This window comes from Streptomyces sp. CY-1 (genome assembly GCF_047218265.1).
Taxonomy (GTDB): Bacteria; Actinomycetota; Actinomycetes; order Streptomycetales; family Streptomycetaceae; genus Streptomyces; species Streptomyces niphimycinicus.
On the sequence record NZ_CP178393.1, the window covers coordinates 8640420 to 8660772 of the forward strand.

11 protein-coding genes, 2 pseudogenes and 1 CRISPR repeat array are annotated in these 20353 nt (G+C 66.6%); of the genes and pseudogenes, 5 read left to right on the forward strand and 8 right to left on the reverse strand.

Translation table 11 applies throughout. The features are described from left to right. Positions 1-51 precede the first annotated feature (51 nt). On the forward strand, positions 52-1473 hold the full coding sequence (locus ACK1X7_RS37265; RefSeq protein WP_413116276.1) for a helix-turn-helix domain-containing protein: 1422 nt from the start codon (positions 52-54) through the stop codon (positions 1471-1473). After that, entirely contained in the window at positions 1467-2351 is an 885-nt protein-coding gene (locus tag ACK1X7_RS37270; protein ID WP_413116277.1) for a phosphotransferase family protein, read from the forward strand. The genes ACK1X7_RS37265 and ACK1X7_RS37270 overlap by 7 nt, the downstream gene beginning before the upstream one ends. A gap of 477 nt (positions 2352-2828) precedes the next feature. On the opposite strand, the gene ACK1X7_RS37275 is transcribed toward ACK1X7_RS37270, so the two are convergent. Next, positions 2829-3332 carry a hypothetical protein gene (locus ACK1X7_RS37275; protein WP_413116278.1) on the reverse strand — a complete coding sequence of 168 codons (504 nt, stop codon included), beginning with the start codon at positions 3330-3332 and terminating at the stop codon, positions 2829-2831. A 612-nt stretch (positions 3333-3944) separates the two neighbouring features. Between ACK1X7_RS37275 and ACK1X7_RS37280 the strand changes: the two are divergent. After that, positions 3945-4474 (forward strand): annotated as a pseudogene (locus ACK1X7_RS37280) (site-specific integrase); the annotation flags it as partial. 559 nt (positions 4475-5033) lie between these two features. On the opposite strand, the gene ACK1X7_RS37285 reads toward ACK1X7_RS37280, so the two are convergent. Continuing rightward, on the reverse strand, positions 5034-6437 hold the full coding sequence (locus ACK1X7_RS37285) for an MFS transporter (RefSeq protein ID WP_413116279.1): 1404 nt from the start codon (positions 6435-6437) through the stop codon (positions 5034-5036). A gap of 318 nt (positions 6438-6755) precedes the next feature. Between ACK1X7_RS37285 and uvrA the strand changes: the two are divergent. Both uvrA and ACK1X7_RS37295 read left to right on the forward strand, forming a co-directional pair. Further along, positions 6756-8506 (forward strand): annotated as a pseudogene (gene uvrA, locus ACK1X7_RS37290) (excinuclease ABC subunit UvrA); the annotation flags it as partial. Positions 8507-8761: 255 nt separating this feature from the next. Further along, on the forward strand, positions 8762-9508 hold the full coding sequence (locus ACK1X7_RS37295) for a sigma-70 family RNA polymerase sigma factor (protein WP_413116280.1): 747 nt from the start codon (positions 8762-8764) through the stop codon (positions 9506-9508). A 3055-nt stretch (positions 9509-12563) separates the two neighbouring features. Next, positions 12564-14365: a CRISPR direct-repeat array (repeat unit 29 nt; unit sequence GTTGCCAGCCCTCCAGGGTTGATGAGCAC). A 98-nt stretch (positions 14366-14463) separates the two neighbouring features. Here ACK1X7_RS37295 and cas2 read toward each other — a convergent pair. Genes cas2 through cas7i form a run of 6 tightly spaced genes read right to left on the reverse strand, consistent with a single transcriptional unit; the run spans position 14464 to position 20353 of the window. After that, positions 14464-14736 carry a CRISPR-associated endonuclease Cas2 gene (gene cas2, locus ACK1X7_RS37300; RefSeq protein WP_413116281.1) on the reverse strand — a complete coding sequence of 91 codons (273 nt, stop codon included), beginning with the start codon at positions 14734-14736 and terminating at the stop codon, positions 14464-14466. Next, the gene (cas1b, locus tag ACK1X7_RS37305; protein WP_413116282.1) at positions 14733-15713 is read right to left on the reverse strand and encodes a type I-B CRISPR-associated endonuclease Cas1b; all 981 of its coding nucleotides are present in this window, start codon (positions 15711-15713) and stop codon (positions 14733-14735) included. The genes cas2 and cas1b overlap by 4 nt, the downstream gene beginning before the upstream one ends. Further along, positions 15713-16234, reverse strand: coding sequence for a CRISPR-associated protein Cas4 (locus ACK1X7_RS37310; protein ID WP_413116283.1), 522 nt, complete (start codon positions 16232-16234; stop codon positions 15713-15715). The genes cas1b and ACK1X7_RS37310 overlap by 1 nt, the downstream gene beginning before the upstream one ends. Then, entirely contained in the window at positions 16231-18654 is a 2424-nt protein-coding gene (gene cas3, locus ACK1X7_RS37315) for a CRISPR-associated helicase Cas3' (RefSeq protein ID WP_413116284.1), read from the reverse strand. Before cas3 ends, ACK1X7_RS37310 begins: the two co-directional genes overlap by 4 nt. Next, entirely contained in the window at positions 18636-19316 is a 681-nt protein-coding gene (cas5, locus tag ACK1X7_RS37320) for a CRISPR-associated protein Cas5 (RefSeq protein ID WP_413116285.1), read from the reverse strand. Before cas5 ends, cas3 begins: the two co-directional genes overlap by 19 nt. After that, entirely contained in the window at positions 19316-20353 is a 1038-nt protein-coding gene (gene cas7i / locus ACK1X7_RS37325; RefSeq protein WP_413116286.1) for a type I-B CRISPR-associated protein Cas7/Cst2/DevR, read from the reverse strand. The genes cas5 and cas7i overlap by 1 nt, the downstream gene beginning before the upstream one ends.

Here is a 20353-nt window from a genome sequence, read left to right on the forward strand (position 1 = left end):
ACCACCTGATGACGCTGGAACAGTCCGCATAAGGGTGTCGAGGAGGACGCTGTGCCGCAGAAGCCGAAGCCCTTGGACGATACCGAGTCCATGGCCCATTGGTTTGGTATGGAACTCCGCAACTGGCGTAGGGCCCAGCGCATGTCTGCCGAGGCGCTCGGCGCAAAAGTGCACCTCAGCGGGGCTTCCATCGTGAAAATCGAGAAGGCTGACCGATCGTGCAACGCCCACCTCGCTACAGCGCTGGACGACGCCCTAGACGCGGGCGGTGCCCTCCGTAGGTTGTGGCGCCGAGTGGAAGAGGATGCGGACAAGCGGCGCGCTGATGCGGACAAGCCGATCACTGGCAAGGGTGCCTCTTCAGCGGCAACTGCGATGGAAGGTAGGAGGGCGCAAGCCGCGGGCATGCCTGATACAGACCCGCTCGACTTCCTGAATCGGAGCCTGACCCCCATGGAGCGTCGTGCATTCCTCGCCACTGGCGGCATAGCCGTCCTCGACCCGGCATCCTTCGGTGATCTAATTCGGGAGTCGGTCCACGCGCAGTTGCCTGATGTGGTGCGGCCGGACGACCTTGAACAGGTCCGTGCTGCTGCCGAGAACCATGCCAGTTGGGACAATCTGTACGGCGGCGGTGGGATCGTTCGAACGGCCGCGTTCGGCCAACTCGCCTGGGCCCAGGGCCTGCTCGACGTCACGTGCCCATCGGAGTACGAAGCGGAGTTGTTCACTGTCGTCGGGCACCTCGCCATCGTGATGGGTGCGAGCGCGTTCGATGCCTATCAGCATGGAAACGCTGCCCGTTTGCTGGACTTTGGAGCACAGTGCGCCGAGAGGGTGGATAACTGGCATTTGAGAGCGTTTGCCCTTAACTGGCGGGCCCGGCAAGCTATTTGGTGCGGAGCCCCAGATGGAGGCTTGACCTATGCCGATATGGGGCTGGTGCGGACCGATCGCCTCACCCCCCGCGAGCGGGCGATGTTACACATCGCCCGTGCTCGAGCCTGGGCCAAGATAGGAAACCGGCAGGAGACCCTCACCGCCATCGGTCAGTCAGACGAAGCCTTCAGCCTGGCCGAGGACGGAGAGGACGCATCCTGGCTGGCGTACTACGACTACGCCCAGCACCATGGTGACACGGGACATGCCGCATTTGATATCGCCTTGCTCCCCGGTCAATCGCCGAGGCTCGCGATCGAGCGCTTAGAAACGGCAATCAATAACCATGCTGACTCTTACGTGCGCTCTCGTGCACTCTCCGGCACTAAGCTAGGAACGCTGACCATGGCTACTGGTGACCCTCAAGAGGCGGTGTGTATCGCTCACCGGGCGCTGGATGAGATCGGCCAACTTCGGTCCAAGCGAGCTGTCACCGACGTGCAGGACCTAGCGAGGGCGTCGGCGAAGTACGCGAAGAATTCGGACGTGGCGGGACTGCGTGAGCGGATTCGGAGGACGGTCCCGGCATGTTGACGCCTCGGGCCAAGGAATCTCTCGCCCTCTTGCGTGAGGTTACTGCTGCTGCTGGCCTATCTTCATATGGAGCAGAACCTATCCGGCTCGCCGAGAACGACCTGTGGCGATTGCCAGGCAACATCGTGGTTCGTATTGCGCGCGCTGGCCAGGAGTATGCAGCAGCGCGTGAAGTGGCCGTGGCTCGTTGGCTCGTCGAAGCCGGCATCCCGGCTGTTCGACCGCTGCCGTTAGAGCAGCCCGTGCACAGTGGTACGCGTGCCGCGACATTCTGGGAGGAGCTTCCTCCCCACCGGCACGGCACCGAGGTAGATATAGCCCCCCTTCTGCGGCGACTGCATGCCCTCCCACTACCGCCGTTCACTGTAGGGCATTTGGATCCGTTTGTTCGGATCGAAGGTCGGCTGGCAGGGGCCCGCTCCCACAACAATGACGACCAGCAGTGGCTCCTCCGTTGGCTCAAGGACCTGCGGCAGGAGTGGAAGGAGCTGCCGCTCGGCGATCCGGAGTGCCTGATACATGGCGATGCATGGGGTGGAAATTGCGTAGTCACGCCGAGCGGGGCAGTGCTGATGGATTTCGAGCGCACCTCACAGGGGCCGCCTGAGTGGGACCTAGCTTCCATTGCGGTTGATTACGAAACTTTCGGCGCAGTCTCGAAGGAAGGATACGGTCGTTTCTGTGAGGCTTACGGATACGACGTGATGAGCTGGGCCGGATATCCGACGCTGCGTGGAATTCGCGAGCTCCGAAAGGTCACTTTTGCTATTCAGATCGCGGACGAGAACCCAGAGGCTCTCGCTCAGGCCCGGTATCGCATCGCGTGTGTGCGGGGACGGCGTGGGCCACGTCCATGGGGCTGGAGAGCCGTCGCTTGATCGTTTAGATCACTCGCGCAGCGCTCTCCGCTATTCGTCGCGAGGGTGCGCGCGTATGGCGCCGCGAAACAGACCGGTGCTGACGCCGCCTCGCTCGCCACACGGAGCCAGTCGATGAGGGCGTGGTCCTGACACCTTGGGCACTCTCTGCGGAATCCTCGCTCCCGGCGCGTCAGAATCAACCGCATGACCTCCGCTGGCTCCCGTCGGGGAAGGTAGCGGACATTTTCGGGACGTTCGGGTGCCGACATCCGGTTCAGCGCTAGATCGGGTGATGTGGCGGTGACACGGCTCTGGCGCCGGTAGCCTTTCGGCATGGATTTAGGGGTGAAACGGCAGCATGGGCGGGGCTCCTCTGCGCATGGGTTTTCGGCTGCTGATGCCCTTTCCATGCGTCAGGCGCGACGGTTGATGGGGGTCCTCACCCGAGCCGATGCCGAGGCGATCCGTCACAGCCGGAACGAGCTCGCTCATGGCTCAAGTAAGGCTCTGGAAAGACATCCGTTCGCAGCCATGGAGCCCGAGGAGCGTGCTGGGCTTGTGCTCTCCGTGAGCCAACGCCTTCCTGATGGACCAGTCGCTGACGCCTTCCGAGGGATCGCTGAGGACATCCGGGTCCTCGGGGATCGGCATCCTGCGGCGAGCTGCCATCTGGCCGGCATGGTGCTGGAGGTCGTGTGGGTTCTGTGGAGGGCGGCGGAACACATCGGTGACCTCGAAGCGGAACAGCAGGAGCGCATCCGCCATCACCCTCGCCGGATGCGGATGCTGGACTCCGCCGAGGTTCCGCTGTGGGTGCTCAGCGCGTTGCAGGGCATGCCCATGATGGATTTGACGGCGCTGACGCCTGAGGCTCTCCTGGTGCTTGCGGGCCGTGAGGACGCCGATGGCCCCGGCTGCCAAGGCGACGGGTCGCTGAGCCAGGCCCGTGCTGCCCTTCGTGTTCTGCGAATGCTGGCGCTCTTGGGTGTCGAGCCCCATTGCTTGAGCGAATTGTTGGCGTTTTTGGCCGTCAGCATCCGTGGCCGTGCTGACACCTTGCCGTCGGCTGTCCAGGATGTCCCGATTCCTGTCTGGCCGTGCCATCCACCCGGCGAGCTCGTTCTGACTGAACCCCGAGTTCCCCGAGCGCCGGGTTGCGTGGTCTTCCGTCGTTCCATCGACAGAGACCGCCGCCAACTGCACGAATGCGGAGTGCGCAGACGGCGCTCGACCGCGTAGTTCGGTGCGAGGTCCTGCTTGATTCAAGAGGACCGGACATGAGCTCAGAAGATTATGCCCTGTGGATCACGACTGTGGCCGCTGTTGGCTCGCTGGCACTTCAGGTGAGGGACGCGTGGCCGAAGAGGGACGTCGACGACCTCAGTGACACCGGTGGGGCGCCGGACGGAGAGCCGCACGCCCCAGAAGAAAGCCAGGACTAGGCCGAATCCGGGTCGCCCGCCGCGAGGCGGGCGACCCGGAACTGCTCAAGAGGTGAACGTGTCAGCGTGCGTGCCCCGATGGGCCGCTGGTGTCGGCAAGTTGCACTTCGAGTCGGCAAGGCGCTTGTCGGCAAAGCCGACATTGAGCTTTCCAACCTCAGGTTGAGGCGTGACGAAGGGCGGCGCCCGCCGGGCCGAGGTGTTGTCCTGGCTGGGCTGGTGCGCGGAGTACGGCTACGACGGCCCGGCGGTTCCGGCCTGGACGAAGCGGCTGGCGGTGCCGGACCCGAGACCCCGGTCCGCTCGAAGATGGCCGTGGACAGGCTCATCGCCCGCCGCGAGGTCCACCTGCGGGAGAAGACGCTGTGGCGGATGCTCTACGAGACCGCCGGGCGGTCGGAGGAGATTCTCGGCGTGAACATCGAGGACCTGGACCTTGCCGCCCGCCGTTGCCCGGTGAAGGCCAAGGGCGCCCGGAGCAAGGCCCGCCGCCGCGGGCAGGCGCGCGAGGACTTCGTGCTGGAGACGATCTACTGGGACGCCGGGACCGCCCGTCTCCTGCCACGGCTGCTGCGCGGCCGCTCCCGCGGGCCGGTGTTCGTCACCCACCGCCGCCCCGGCCCGGGGAAGGTCGTCAGCCCGAGGGATGTATGCCCGGACACCGGCCTGGCCCGCCTCGCCTACGGCCAGGCCCGCGCCCGAGGCGATCTCGGAGCTGACCAGCCTCCTCGCGCCTGGCGGCGCGCGGCGCTGAGTCACCGGTCCCGCTCGAGCGGGTGAGGTGAGAGCGGGACGGGGACGTTACCCGTCTCTCCCCGCTCAAGGACCGGCACATCAACTTCCTGGGCCGCTACCTGTTCACCATCACTGCCAGCGGCCCCGACCGGGGCCTTCGCCCCTTCCGTGGCCCGACCGCGCCCGAAGACGGTGCTGAAGAGAAGTAGTCCCGGTCACGTCTCGAAGGCGTCTTCCCGGGCCAGGCGGGTCCCGAGTACTCGGGATGCAGACTGCCCCCGGCGCGGAGGCGCGCCAGGGGCAGTCTGTATCACCGCTCCGGGTGGCAGCCTGCCGCCCGGAGCGGTCACTGTCGCGAGGCCAACCACCATTGTCCGCGTCGATGAGGTAGGTACCAGACGCTCGCCTGGATCACCCCGCAAACAGGGCAGGGGATCAAAAGCGCTGTTCGCAGATGTCTGAGGGCGCTCCAGATGACGCGGTGAAGGCGGGAGGCGTGCACCTGTGTGGTCCGACCTCCGGGTCACCCCACGGGTACGTGGTGCGTCTCCTGTTCCGAGGTGTTCGGCGCGGACGTGACGGGCGTGCGGATGAGGGCTGCGGCGACGGCGGCGCCGGCCAGCAGGGCGGCGGCAGCACCGATGTACACGGCGGCGTAGCCTTCCACTCCAGTTGCTTCGTAGGTGTTCTGTCCTCCACTTGCATCGATGAAGAGAGCGGTGAAGAGCGCCAGGCCGATGGATCCGCCAATCTGCATCAGGGAGTTGACGACGGCCGACGCTGCCCCGGCGTCGTTCCAGCCGACTCCGGTGAGGGCGACATTCTGAACCGGGACGACAACCCCGGAGAGGCCGATCCCGACGAGCAACAGGCCCGGGAAGACCTGCGCCCAGTAGGAGCCGTCGAGTGTGAGCTGGGCAAGGTAGAGCATGCCTGCCGCGGCCACGACGAGTCCCGCGGTCATGACGTACCTGCCGCCAAAGCGCTGGAAGAGTTTCGTAGAGACGGCAGCCATGGCCATCGTCGACACCGCCATGGCCATCGTCGACACCGCCATGGGCAACGTCGCGAAGCCCGCAACAAGAGGAGAGAGCTGAAGGATGATCTGCAGGTGGTACGCCTGGAAGAGCGTGGAACCGATGTACACGGCTCCCACGACTGCCTGGACGAAGAACGCTCCGGCACGGGTTCGGTCGCGCAGGATCCGAAGGGGAAGGATGGGGCTGGCGGTCTTGGCTTCGATGACGACGAACAGTGCGAGGAGGCCAAGTCCAAGGGCAAGGAAGACAACCGTGGTGCTCGAGGTCCAGCCCTCTTCGGCCAGTGTCAGGCCGTAGACCAGGCTGCCGAATCCGAGTGTGACACTGACGCCGCCCCACAGATCGTGGCCAGTCGCCGAACTCGTCTTCGACTCCTTCAAGAACATTGCCGCGCCGACGACACCCAGCACGGTGAAGATCAGGTTGACCAGCAGGCACCAGCGCCAGCCGGCGAACTCGGTCAGGATGCCGCCGAGTGCGAGCCCGACAGTCGCTCCGGAACCGGCCACGATTCCGAAGACCGCGAACGCCGTTCCTCGTTCCTTTCCGGACGGGAAGATCACGGTGAGCATCGAGAGGGCGGCGGGCGCCAGCAGGGCAGCGAAGGCACCCTGGATGCCTCGCGCGGTGATGAGCTCGGTGCCGCTGTTGGCCAGCCCGTCCCAAGCCGACGCTGCGCCGAAGCCGATGATGCCGACCAGGTAGCTCCGCTTCCGACCCCATGAGTCAGCGACGCGGCCGCCCAAGAGCAGAAGGGAGCCGAAAGCCAGAACGTAGGCGGTGATCACCCACTGCCGCTGCGAGTCCGTCAACCCGAGTTCGCGCTGCACTTCCGGAAGGGCGACATTGACGATCGTGGCATCGAGGACGATGACGAGCTGAGTCATCGAGATGACCGCCAAGGACCACCAACGACGTGGCTCAGGCGCGGCAAAGGACATAGTGAAACCCTCCGGTTTCATCGTCTACATGAAGCCGGAGGTTTCGAGCCTCGGACCAGCGTCTCAGGGCGCCAAGCCATCCCTGGTCGTGTGACCAAGCGGATGAGCAGGCTATCAAACCCGTGGAACGTACACGCCCGGTCCACCGCGCCCAGATCGGGACTGACGTACACCACCTTGCGCCACTTGGGGGCACCAGCCTGTCGTCCGGCTACCGAGGAACAGCCGGACCACCAGGGGATGATGAGTAGTGAGGGTTCCGGCCGGAATCGCTACGGCCGGGACCGCTCACACGCAGCCCGCTTCGAGGGGGTGATCCCCTACATCGAGCGCCGCTATGCAGAGGACGCCGAGCCCGACACCGCCCGAAGCCGGTTCACCGGCTACATGCGCGAGGCGCCGTGCCCTGCCTGCGGGGGAGCCCGGCTCACCCCTGCTGTCCTGGCGGTCACAGTCGGCGGCCGCAATATCGCCCAGGCGTCCGCGCTGCCGCTCGACGACCTCGCCGCGGTACTGCAGGCGCAGGCGCTGAGTTTGACTGATAGCGAGCGGCGGATCGCCGAGGCCGTGCTCGCGCAGATCGCAGAGCGGTTGCGATTCCTGCTCGACGTCGGGCTGGACTACCTCTCCCTCGACCGGCCCGCCGCATCCCTATCCGGCGGAGAAGCGCAGCGCATTCGGCTGGCGACCCAGATCGGGTCCGGGTTGACCGGTGTGCTGTACGTGCTGGACGAGCCCTCCATCGGCCTGCACCAGCGCGACAACCAGCGACTCATCCACAGGCTGAAGCGGCTGCGTGACCGCGGCAACACGGTGATCGTCGTCGAGGAGACTTTGTGGGCCGCCGACTGGGTGGTGGACATCGGCCCCGGCGCCGGCACATACGGCGGGCGGATCGTCTGCTCGGGTCCCGTGGAGGTCTTGGAGGACAACCCGGAATCCATCACCGGCGCCTACCTTTCCGCCCGCCGTGCCATCGTCCTGCCCGAGCAGCGCAGACCGCGCACGCAAGACCGCGCCCTCACCGTGCATCAGGCGACCGAACACAACCTGCAAGGCGTGACCGTGTCATTCCCTCTCGGGGTGTTCACCGCAGTCACCGGCGTCTCCGGTTCGGGCAAATCGACCCTGGTCAACGACATCCTGTACACCGCGCCCTGGCCCAGCAGCTCCACCGCGCGCACCAAGCGCCAGGCCGGCACCGCGCCATCACCGGCCTCGATCACATCGACAAAGTGGTTCAGGTCGACCAAGCGCCGATCGGCCGCAGCCCCCGTTCCAACCCGGCCACCTACACCGGCGTCTTCGACCACCTGCGCAAACTCTTCGCCCAGACCCCGGAGGCGAAAGTACGCGGCTACCAGCCCGGCCGGTTCTCCTTCAACGTCAAGGGCGGCCGGTGCGAACACTGCTACGGCGACGGCACCATCAAGGTGGAGATGAATTTCCTCCCGGACGTGTACGTCCCCTGCGAAGTATGCAAGGGCGCCCAGTACAACCGGGAAACCCTCGAAGTCCACTACAAAGGCAAGTCCATCGCCGATGTGCTGGCCATGACCGTGGCGGACAGCTTGGACTTTTTCGACGGTCATCAGATCATCTCTCGCCACCTGCGCACCCTTGACGACGTCGGACTCGGGTACGTCAAGCTCGGCCAGCCTGCTACCACCCTGTCCGGCGGCGAGGCTCAGCGCGTCAAGCTCGCCGCCGAACTGCAGCGTCGAACCCGCGGTCGCACCCTGTACATCCTGGATGAACCCACCACCGGTCTCCACATCGCCGACGTCGAGCGGCTACTCATCGCGCTCCAACGCCTGGTCAACGGCGGCAACACCGTCGTCGTCATCGAGCACAACCTCGATGTGATCAAGATAGCCGACTGGTTGATAGACATGGGGCCGGAAGGCGGCCACCGAGGCGGTGAGGTCATCGCCGAAGGCACCCCGGAACAGCTGGCGTCCCACCCTCAGTCACACACCGGACGCTACTTGCAAGCTCTGCTGGAGCCGAAGTGAACGCCATCACTGTGCAGGACGCGGAAGAAGTGCTGCTCACCGACGACGAGACCGACGCCCCCGCCCCCCGGCTCGCCTCCGCCGGCGCCTCGATCGACCCAGTGAAGGACTACCTGAGAATGATCGGCAAGATCCAGCTGCTGACCGCCGAACAAGAGGTGGATCTGAGCAAGCGCATCGGCAGGGCTGTACGCCGAACATCTCCGTGCCGAAGACCTCTGCCCAGACCCGTATTACCGCCAGGAGCTGACCGTATTGGCCCTGGACGGCCACCGTGCGAAGAACCGCCTCACCGAGGCCAATATGCGCCTGGTGGTCTCCATTGCCAAGCGTTTCACCGGACGTGGATTGCAGTTCCTGGACTTGATCCAGGAAGGCAATATCGGGCTGATCAGAGCAGTGGAAAAGTTCGACTACGCCAAGGGATTCAAGTTCTCTACCTACGCCACGTGGTGGATCAAACAGTCGGTCACCCGGGCCCTGGCCGACCAGAGCCGCACCATTCGCGTTCCGGCGCACGCCGTGGAGGTGATGAACCGCGTGGAACGGGTTCGTCGGGAACTAATTATCGAAACTGGAGCTGATCCCGAACCGACGACGCTGGCTGAAAAGGCAGGCGTCACGGTGGAGCGTCTGGAAGAAATTGGCTCTTACAACAAGGAGCCCATCTCCCTTGATGCCATATATTCCGATGAGGGTAACACCGCTTTCGGTGACCTCATCGTGGACAGCGAATCACCCGCTCCCTTCAACGTGGTCACAGCCGTCTTCCTCCAGCAAACCATTCGAGCCGTTCTTGCGAATATGACTCCCCGCGAGGCCGGGATCATCTCTCTGCGCTACGGCCTTTACGGGGACCATCCCAAAACTCTCGAAGAAATCGGCAAAGTCTACGGGGTAACACGCGAACGCATACGGCAAATTGAGACTATAACGATGAGGAAGCTGCGCCATCCCTCACGTTCACATATATTGCGTGATTATTTGGATGGCGGCGAGTGACAGAGCACTGAGACCGTCATGAAACCGCAAACCTGAGGAACCCGGATCACTCATCTGCCAGGCTTTCCGCGTCCGCACCGTCAACCTGATGGCGGGGCTGAGTGATTGAACGGCCAACCTCTACAGATGATGACTCAGCCGCCATATGATAGGTCCTTGTCGAACGCACAGCAGCGACCAGCATGCGAGACCTGGCCGCACCAACATGCAGTCGCTTCCGTAGCGTCTCAGCCGAGATCGGCCGTTGATACGCCTTCCAATGCCACGCGTCTTCCGCCAGCGCGCGCTCAAGCAGGTCGGGTCGTCCCCGTCAAACCTGAGCTGACGTTGCTGATCATCTTCGTCCCGGGCATGCGGTTGGTCGACGTTGCCCTTCCCCGGCTCGATTATCTCCGCAGCGTGTTCTACGGAGCGCTCCTGGGCCTCCGCCTGAGGTGACGACTCGCCTCCGACGCCACTGATGGCTTGCAGAAGCCCTGGACCCACTTCTGCCCAACCGATCAACAGCAACGGTCCAACCGCGTCGAAAGCAGCTTTGCCGTTCTGACCGGCCAGCAGCGGATCCGTCACGTTCAATGCCAAGGTCATAAGACTGGAGAAGACCAACAACCGACGCGCTGGCCGGAGCTGCTCCCGACTCGCACCCTGCAGCGCGAGATACCGCGTGCCCAGCAGCAACCCCAACACAGAAAGATCCACCGCTGGGACCACCAAGGGCGCCACCCAGGGCGGCGCGCCCAACCGCAGGGCCAAAGTCCACACATTGCCGAAGCCGAACAAGAACGTCAGCCCCACCACTGCGGCCATGATCAGCGTTACCGCACGGAGAGTGACCGCCCGTTCGAAGGAAGCTCTCGTACGGCCGCTCGCATGTGCCGACCTCTCGCCAGCCATCAGCGCACCCCATGCTGCGCCGTAGGCTCAAAGCTCCCCTTGATCACCAACCTGCCGACGAAATTCCGCAGTTGAGAGCACCCATCCTTCTGTGTAGCGCCCTGCCTGGGGTGCACTGCTACACCCTGCGTTGCCACAGGTCAGAGACCGTATACGACTACCCGTGGGGCTACCTGCGGCTCCAAGGCGCAGGCAACCACGCACAGACCGGCCCAGCGGCACAGTCTGTCTTCGTACCGCGTCTCCTCAGGTCAACAAGGTTGGACGGGGAGCGTCGGCTTCGGTCCTCAGTGCCGCAGGTTCGAGCCATAGGCGGTAACTGCAGCAAGCAGTTGGCGACCCACCACACAGCGCGAAGGTCAGAAGAGGCCAGAGCCTAGCCCTCGCGTGGATGACCTGGGTCTGGCTCCTGGCCTACCGGCTCGTCCTCGTCATGTGGGGTCGATTCGGAAGCGCGACTCTGCTCTCGCTGCTGCGCGACCCAGCTCACCACGTCGCGAAAAGCGGCCGCCTGCTGCCGAGCCAGAGTTGGCGCCCGGTGAGGAGTTGGCCATGGTTGAGTCCAGCAGGTCGACGAACTGGTCGTCGAAGCCGTCGGCACCCACCTCGCCAGCTTCCTCAGCGCGAATCATCATCAGGCGCTCCAGGATGTCGGCGATCTCGACTCCGCCGCCGAGCCCTGAACCGTGTCGATACGGAACTCGAAACGCACATCCCGACGGCGACCGGCGCCACTCACACCGTCGCCCGGACCGCCCCGGCCCACCGCATCACGATCACCGGCCACGACCACGAGCCTGCCCAGACGTCCGCACCCGGACCCGACAGCAACAGGAAAGCCAGCCCAAAGAGTGAATCCGTCCCGGGTCTGGTGGAGCTGCGCGGTGCCGCTGACCGCAGGGCCGCACTGTGCACAGCATGTCGGGCCGGAAGGTCATTCCCGACCTTGATCCGCCCAGAGAGGGGATCTGGCAGCGTTGGCACCGGCAGCGCTCGGAACACTGGTGGCAGCGCGCTATCCGGAACTAGCCGGGCTACTTGTGGAGAACGGCGATGCTCGCGACGAGGCCCCGCCGCGGCGGGAGGATGCGGCGGGACGCTACCCCGGTGTGCCTCCCGTGACGTCCTCACCGGGTTGCCAACCCTCCAGGGCTGATGAGGACGGGGGCCTGTTCGTCCGGCGCGGACGTCGTCACCGTGTTGCGAGCCCTCCAGGGCTGATGAGGACAAGCGGCCGTACTCGTGCTGCGGATGCTGGGCTCGGTGCGGTTGCCAGCCCTTCAGGGCTGATGAGGACGCCCGTCGGCCGCGGAGCGTACGGCGTCGTCGACATGTTGCCAGCCCTCCAGGGCTGATGAGGACCGAAGAGATCCGCGGCTACCTGCGGGCCGTGTTCCCGTTGCGAGCCCTCCAGGGGTGATGACGGCCCGGCCGACCGCACCGGCCGTGCGGCCAGCCTCCGGTTGCGACCCCTCCAGGGGTGATGACGGCCCGAGCTCTGGCCGGGCATGCTGATGCAGATCCCGTTGCGACCCCTCCAAGGGTGATGACGGCCCGGCAGATCGCCGCCGAGACCCGCTCGATCGCCTGTTGCGACCCCTCCAGGGGTGATGGCGGCCCGATGTCCTCGTTGCCCACGTCGCGGTCCACGCTGCGTTGCGACCCCTCCAGGGCTGATGAGGACGGCTCGACCTGCTGACGGAGTACGACCACAAGGTCATGTTGCGAGCCCTCCAGGGCTGATGAGGACCGTATCCGGACTCGGCGGGCAACACCGTCTACCACTCGTTGCAAGCCCTCCAGAGCTGATGAGGACCCGCAGAGGTCGGGCTAGAGCGGGGTGGTTCCCTCCTGTTGTGACCCCTCCAGGGCTGATGAGGACGACCACATGCCGATCCGTATCGGCCGCTGGCAGATGTTGCGAGCCCTCCAAGGCTGATGCGGACCCATCGCCTCGGCAATGGGCTGTGGCGTGTAATACATGTTGCGAGCCCTCCAGGGCTGATGAGGATGACCCCACCGCTATGTGCCGTTGCCATCCCTTCAGGGATGATGAGGACCGGGGTCGATGCCGAGGAACTGGTGCCGCTGCTCGGGTTGCCATCCCTCCAGGGCTGTGAGGATCCCGCGCATTGCGTGCCTGCGTCCGGTACCGGGCCGCGTTGCCAGCCCTCCAGGGCTGATGAGGACGCGCCGGCTGGCTGGTCGCCGGCACCACCGGGTTCATGTTGCCAGCCCTCCAGGGCTGATGAGCACCCGATGCCGTGAAGACCATCGGGTACGCCGCCGTGGTGTTGCCAGCCCTCCAGGGTTGATGAGCACGCAGCGTTACGCGCACAGGCCGTCCCGCGGGGCCTAGTTGCCAGCCCTCCAGGGTTGATGAGCACCGACATCAGGGCATTGGAGAACCGCGCGCCCCTGCGTTGCCAGCCCTCCAGGGTTGATGAGCACTGGCCGCACGGCTGCGCGGAGACGTCCCCGGCCTGACGTTGCCAGCCCTCCAGGGTTGATGAGCACCCCCACCCCCGAGGCCCCGGCCATCGTCGTGTTCTGGTTGCCAGCCCCTCAGGGTTGATGAGCACCGCAAGCGCGACCGGCCGCGCGTCCCCGGCCTGACGTTGCCAGCCCTCCAGGGTTGATGAGCACCCGGGCTGCTCGGCGGTCTCCCCGACCGCGGAACTGGCGTTGCCAGCCCTCCAGGGTTGATGAGCACTCGGGTCGCCCGTGGTAGATGCCGGTGGTGTAGGCGGGTTGCCAGCCCTCCAGGGTTGATGAGCACCCGCTCCACCGGCCGTTTCGCCTGCCTGGTGATGACGTTGCCAGCCCTCCAGGGTTGATGAGCACGTCCTCCCATTGGTGTGGGCGCGGGAGCAGACCGACTCCGTTGCCAGCCCTCCAGGGTTGATGAGCACCGGCACGCCGGGCTACGTCGTCGGCGTCGGTCGGGGGTTGCCAGCCCTCCAGGGTTGATGAGCACCCGGTGACGGATCCGACGCCGCCACCGCCTTCCTCAAGTTGCCAGCCCTCCAGGGTTGATGAGCACGCGGGCAGCCCATCGCCGCACAGATCCTGTGGCGCTGTTGCCAGCCCTCCAGGGTTGATGAGCACTGAGGAGGCGCTCCGGAAGAAGGAGAAGGAGGCCGGGTTGCCAGCCCTCCAGGGTTGATGAGCACCGGCTCGCGCGGCGGCTAGCTCGTCGTGCTCCTGGTCCTGTTGCCAGCCCTCCAGGGTTGATGAGCACCCGGGCCAGGTCGACGACCTCGTCCGCATGTTCGCGTTGCCAGCCCTCCAGGGTTGATGAGCACGGGTGGCGTCGGCGTGCTTCCGGCGCCCCCTGGCGATGTTGCCAGCCCTCCAGGGTTGATGAGCACTCGAGGGCCTGAACCGCGGTCCACCAGTCGGCCGGACCGGGTTGCCAGCCCTCCAGGGTTGATGAGCACCATGGAGCCGGGCGGCCGCTCCACCCCGCTCATCCAGTTGCCAGCCCTCCAGGGTTGATGAGCACCCGCCCTGGAGCGGGTTGGTGCTCATCTCGTTGACCTGTTGCCAGCCCTCCAGGGTTGATGAGCACACGTCCACCGCGGTCGGCAGGTCCAGCCCCGGCACGTCGGGTTGCCAGCCCTCCAGGGTTGATGAGCACCGGTGAGGGCCTGGCCCGTGCCCTCGGCGTGCTCACGTTGCCAGCCCTCCAGGGTTGATGAGCACCCGGACGCCCGGCCGGACAAGGTGCAGCGCTGGGCGTTGCCAGCCCTCCAGGGTTGATGAGCACGGTGGCGGGGTTCAGAGACCCGGTGGCAGGGTCCGCGTTGCCAGCCCTCCAGGGTTGATGAGCACCGGCGGCCGCGTATGGCAGGCCGGGCTGGTCACGCCGTTGCCAGCCCTCCAGGGTTGATGAGCACGAGGGTGTCCCTGCCGATCAGCCGATGACGCCGTTGTTGCCAGCCCTCCAGGGTTGATGAGCACCCGACGGTAAAGTCGCAGGTCAGAAAGCGAAACCGTCGCATCGCGAGCCTCTTTTTGCAGCGATCCGGCGGTAGTGCATCTGTGCAGGTCAGAGCGGTTCACAGGATGTCGCCGGGGCCGCCCAGGGCGACTCCGAGGGTACTGGACTCGACCATGTCCGGGGACCTGGCCGTGTAGGTCACGATGCTGTCGTACTCCGGATCGATGGTGGTGTTCAAAGTGGCCATGAGCGCGCGGTACTGGGCAGTGGAGAGTTCGCCCTGGAAGACGCTGCGTTGCGTCCAGTGGAGGTACTTGCGGCAGGTCTTGAGCACCTTGGGGTTGCGTTCGACGGCGGTGTCGTAGACGAGGATCACGAAGATGCTGATCACCACCAGGGGTGGAAGGGCTTGTACGGCTTGTCTTCGAGGCACAGGCGGACGATCTTGAGGGCTTCGAGGTGGATGAGTTCCTCGTAGCTGACTTTGCGCTTGAGTGTGCGGTGGTAGACGGTCGTTGCCAGTTCTTCCTTCACGAGGGCGGCGACTTTCTTGCGGCCGTCTTTGCTCAGGGAGGCCCTGGCCACGTCGGTCTCGAAGTCGGTCGGCTTCAGCTTCTTCTGGCTGGCGGCGCGCTTGAGGAGTCGTTCGGCGAAGAGAGGCTTGAAGGGTTCGGCCAGGTCGAGGGCGAGGGTGTTGCGGCGGCGGTCGGTGTCGGAGTGGAGGAAGCCGATGGCCGGGTGCAGGGGGGTGGTGCGCAGGGCGGTGAGGACGCGGGCGTAGATGAGGGTGTTGAGGTAGCTGATGAAGGCGTTGCCCGCGTTCGTGGGTGGCCGGCGGGTGCGGCCGTCGAGGCGGAGCCAGGCAGGGAGCTGGGTATCGAGGACTGTCCAGCCGGTGCGGCGGAAGTTCCCTTCCTGCCCCATGATCTCGTCGCTGTCCTTGCAGTCGGGCAGGGCGGTGCGCAGGGAGAGCAGTGCGGGGTCGAGGAGGTCGGTGTCCAGGGCCCAGCGCAGGTTTTCGGCGGTGGCGAGCACGAGGGAGCGGCCCACTGCCAGGCGTTGGTCCGGGTCGGCGGTGATCTCTACCTGGCGTCGGACGACGCTGGCGGAGGACATGGATTCCGAGGGGCTGAAGTGTCCGGCGTGGTTGCCGTAGTGGTCCAGGACGTGGAGGGTCACGCCGTTCCGGCTCAGGAGGGAGAGGGCTGAGGTGTTGATGTCGACGTGGTCGAAGGTGACCAGATCGCGGATGTCGGTGATGGGAATGCGGACCGGGCTGCCGTCGGGGCGCTCGATGCGGACGCTGTTGTCCTCGCGGCGGATGCGGCACGGTTCGGTCAGCCAGTAGGTGCGGCCGACAGCGGGCATCAGTCTCCCCAGCAGTAGTCGAGGTAGGAGCAGCCGCGGCAGTGGGCGCGCTTGAGGCGGGCTGGTGGTTCGGTGGCTGCGATGGTGGCGCGGGCCTGGGCTTCGGAATCCTCGGCCTGGGCGCGGGCGGTGGCGTCCCAGGGGACGTCGGTGGTGCGGCGGATGAGGGGGTAGTGGACGGTGCCGCCGCGTACGGTGATGCCCCGGCGTTCCAGGAGGAGGCAGTAGTGCCGTACCTGGGCGGCGTGGGCGGGTGCCGGTGCGCGGGAGGACTTGGTCTCGTGGACGATGGCACCGGTGGTCACCCAGTCGATCTTCGCTTCGCCGAGGTCGATGTCGCGGCGCCGGGTGAAGGTGGTGTCGTCGATGACCTCGCCGAAAGCGACGAGGTCGCTGCGCTGCTCGGGCCGGTAGCCGCGGCTGTAGAGCCACAGCTGACGGGGGCAGTGGTGGAAGTATTTGATGTGGACGCCACCGAGGGGCGCGGGGTCGTCGGCCGGATCGTGGGCGGGGCCGGTCACAGGATGGTCTCCGGTTCCTGCGGGGGCTTGAGCCCGGTGGTCTCGTCGTACTCGCCGTCGATCACATGCACGCCCAGGCGGCGGTCGTACTGCCCGTGGTAGGTGGGGAGCTGGCTGTATCGGAGAGGGATGAGCAGCCCGGCCGCGAGGAGGAAATGCTCGCTCCTGCCTCCGGCGGTCAGCTGCGCGTATTCCTCGGCATCGTAGCGGTGCAGGACCTCGACGCTGTTGAACTGTTCGCTGAGCGTCTGGGCGAACTCGCTGCGGTCGTGGAAGGGGTCGGTGAAGGTTAGGAACTCGGAGGCGAAGGCGTCGCGGGCGCGGCGGGCCGCCTCGGTCCATTCCTTGCCCCACTTGGTTTCGTAGGCGAGGGCGAGCAGGCGATCGATGTCCTGCTCGCTCAGGGTGTCGGCCCCCTCTTCGATGAGGGTGGTCAGCGCCTGCCACGCGGCCTCCACGGCGCCGGCATCGTAGGGCCGTGGCCCGGGCGTGTGGTGCACGCGGAACTCCACCGGGCCGCCTGGATGCCGGCCGCGGCGATTGACGCGGCCGGCGCGCTGGGCGACGGCCTCGACGGGGGCCAGTTCCACCGCTCCCCGGTCGAAGTCCAGTTGCAGGGACACCTCGACCGTCTGTGTGGCGACCGTAAGCCCACCGCGTCCCGCCGGGTCGCCGGTGCGGCGTTCGGGGTGCCGGGTCAGGAGGTTCTTCTCGATCGCGGCGCGGTCACGGTTCTTGAACCGGGAGTGCAGCAGGAGCGCCGCATGAGGGTCTGCAGGGGCGGCGGCGCGGGCCTCGTCAGCGAGTTCGTCGAACAGTCCCTGGGCGGTGGTCACGGTGTTCGCCACGGCCAGGACGCTGTGGCCCTGCCGCAGCCAGGTACGCAGCCGCTCCAGGCTCTCGGGATCGGCCAGCGGATTCTCGTCCACGATGAGGCGGTGGCGTGCCGGGCTGGTGCCCTGGGGCGCGCGGTGGCAGGCCACGCGCTGGGTCACGCTCTCGTCGATCAGCGTGGTCATCGGCGGTGCGAGCGTGGCGGACAGCACGGCGATACGGCTGCCGAGCCGCTCCCAGAGCCCCATGGCGGCGCAGAGGCGGCCGAAGGTCTCGGGCTCATAAGCGTGCAGTTCGTCCAGAACGAAGAGGGAGTTGGTCTGCTCCAGCAGGACGGAGGAGTACGCGGGGCCCGCGATGGCGCCGCGCAGGAGCTGGTGCGGGGTCGCCACGCGTAGCCGCTGGGCGAACAGCCGCATCGCACCGGCACGGGCCCGCGCGCGGCGGGCCTGGTCGACGGTCGGCTCGCGACGGCCCGCGCCGTGGGCGGCCGCGCAGTCGTCTTCGAGTGCCTGGGTGAGGAGGGTGTGCGCGATCGTGCCGTGCAGCAGACCGATGTCGGCCTGCTGGTCTCCTGGAGCCGGAGCGAGGCTGTGTCGGAAGCGTTCGCGCGCCGCGTTGAGGGATGCGCGATACGGCAGGGTCCAGACCAGGCGGGGCAGGCCGGGCATCGTGGTGAGCTGCCGGGCCGCCCAGGCCAGCCCGGCTTCCGTCTTGCCGCTTCCGGTCGGAGCGATGAGGATCAGATGCCCGTCGACCGCGGCGGCCTGCCGCTGGTGCGGATAGGGGGTGTGCGGGAACCGGTCGAGGTAGTCGGCGGACAGGGGCATGTGGGTCTGGAGGCGCTCGTGGGCCGAGCCGACGTGGTCGGCGAGGGTGAGCGCGCCCTGCGCGAGGACGGCGAGCAGTCCCTGGTGCTCCTTGACGGGAAGCTGCCAGGCAGCCAGCACGTGTTCCAGCAGTGCTCTGGCCCGGTCGGCCAACGTGGCCTCGCCCGGGGTGGCGAACGGGGGGTCGACCTTGAGGAACCCGGCGAGCCAGGCGACCAGTTCCTGATGCAGCCCGCGGGTCACCTGGACCTGCACACCTCCGGGCAGCGGGGTGTGAGTGAACGCCTCGTCCCACCGGGTACGAGCGTTATACGTCTGCGCCAGGGGCGGCTTGCCCCCGGCGCCCGAGGACGAGGAGTGCAGCGCCCGGTGATGGGTCGCGACCAGTGTGGCGATCATCAGCCGGTCCTCATCACTCCAGCCTGCTGCCGTGGCGAGGAGGTGAACGTAGGCCAGGGAGAGCACCTCGTGCCGCTGGCCCCACAGTTCCCCACCGGGCTGGAGCTGTTGCTGGAAGCCTTCTGCGACCTTGCCCGTGTCGTGCAGCAGGGCCGCAGTGCGGACACGGGACCAGAAGGCGGACTCGGTGGCCAGGATCCCGGCTGCCGCGACGCGTGCTTCGATCTGGCCGACCACGTCGTGAACGGTGCGGGAGTGGGTGGTCAGGCGTTCGGGATCGTCCACGGGTGTGGATTTCGCGCGGACCTCCGTCAGCCAGCGCCGACGGCTTCCCGGGGTCAGGGGGTCAGGAGCCACACGGCCTGCCCTTCATCGTCCTGATAGGCGTCCCGGACCGGGTACGGGCCGGTGGCGGTGTCGCACCACAGGTAATCCGCCCACGAGGTCCGAAGGCGGTCGAGGGACACGCTGGCCGCCATACGGTGCACCGTGGCCGCAGGCACGCAATGGCCGCCCATCGGCGCCAGGGCATGATCCACGATCGCCTCGTCGGCCGGGTGCAGCGCGGTACGCCGCAAGACCAGGGGGTGCACGACATCCTGGGACCGTCCCAGGCGCAGAGGCCACACCGGACGGCGCAGCGCCTGGGCGATGCGGTCCCCGTCGCCGCCGGGCAGCCACACCGTCAGATGGACGTCCGCGAGGAAGGGCCGGTCACGGATCGTCATGCCGCCCTTGACCGCGCGCACACGGCCGGAGACAGCCGGATTGGAACCGTCGGCGGAGATGGGGTGGTAGGTCTCCGCGTCCACGCCACCGCCTTCGGACCAAGCCGCCATCCCCAGGGCAAGAGATTCCGCTGGTGCGCCGGTCGCCGCCGCCAGCAGTCCCCGTACGGTCGAGGGCGGCGGCAGGGGCAGACCGTGGCTGAGACCGGGAAAGAGAGGATCACGGAAGGAGGCGACGGGGGCCCAGAATTCCGCCCGCCAGGCCGTCTGTGGATCACGCTGCACGGGCATCACCGGGCGGGATCGTCGAACCAGCCATCCAGCCGGCCCTCACGCAGCTCAGTGGCCAAGCCGCGCAGGATCGTACGAGGATGGTCGATGACGATTGTTCCGTCCGTCAGCTCCTGAGCGCATTCCTTCTCAAAGTCCTCGCGCAGGTCATCCCGGAACCCGGGACGCCAGCCGATGCGGACCGGTGCTTCCCACTCTCCCTTCCACGCCTTCAGCTCGGCGCGCAACACCTCGCCACGCACCCGCAAACCGGTGCCCTCCTGGCCATCGATGCAGTGGGCGAGCGGATTGATACCGCCCTTGAACGGCACCATCACCACCAGGGCAGGCACCCGGTCTCCGTAGTGGAGAGCCTGCTTGGCTCCACCGCTGAGATGTGCCAGTGCCTCCAGCAACAGCGCGGCCCGGTTCCGGCGCTCTTCGACAGGTAGCCGAACGGCAGGCTGATCCCGGAAGCGGACACTGCTCGCCCCGGCCGCGGCGGCATCGGCCACAGCGAGAGCCTGCTCCTGGGTGAGGTAGTTCGGCCTGCCCACACCGTTCGCGTCGGGAAGTGTGAACGTACCGATCCTCGGAATGTCCAGCAGGAAGGGGGCGGCTAGGTCGGCGGTGTAGAACTCGTGCCCGTGCAGAACCGGCTCCGTGACGCCGCGTGACATGACGCCGAAGTCCTCCGTCGGATACGACGGTTCAACCGACATCAGCGTGCCCAGCATGAATGGGCTGTCACGCAGTGTGGTGGCCGCGTCATCCTTCTTGGCCCCGGCCCGCATGTAGCCGAACAGGTCGTCGTCGGCATACCTGACCGGGTCCGCCTCGGTGTTCGCCTTCTGCGCCTTGTTCTGTGCCTTGCCGACCCGGGTAACCGGCGAGGGCACTGCGCCCAGTTCGACCATGCCGTCCCGTGTCCAGCGCCGTACGGCCTGCGCGGAGATGTAGGGGTAGTGGCGGCCGCGGATGCGGGCGAACTTCACCCTGGCCTTGGTGTCCTCGCCCTTGCCGTTGTTCGGTGCTCCCGCCTCGATCGCGAGCACCAT

What these genes read in the sequence shown, in the direction of transcription:
- ACK1X7_RS37275 (WP_413116278.1), bottom strand. Translation starts at nt 3,332, where the DNA reads ATGGGGCTCGACACCCAAGAGCGCCAGCATTCGCAGAACACGAAGGGC.
- ACK1X7_RS37285 (WP_413116279.1), bottom strand. Translation starts at nt 6,437, where the DNA reads ATGACTCAGCTCGTCATCGTCCTCGATGCCACGATCGTCAATGTCGCC.
- cas5 (WP_413116285.1), bottom strand. Translation starts at nt 19,316, where the DNA reads ATGCCCGTGCAGCGTGATCCACAGACGGCCTGGCGGGCGGAATTCTGG.
- cas7i (WP_413116286.1), bottom strand. Translation starts at nt 20,353, where the DNA reads ATGGTGCTCGCGATCGAGGCGGGAGCACCGAACAACGGCAAGGGCGAG.
- cas1b (WP_413116282.1), bottom strand. Translation starts at nt 15,713, where the DNA reads ATGCCCGCTGTCGGCCGCACCTACTGGCTGACCGAACCGTGCCGCATC.
- ACK1X7_RS37270 (WP_413116277.1), top strand. Translation starts at nt 1,467, where the DNA reads ATGTTGACGCCTCGGGCCAAGGAATCTCTCGCCCTCTTGCGTGAGGTT.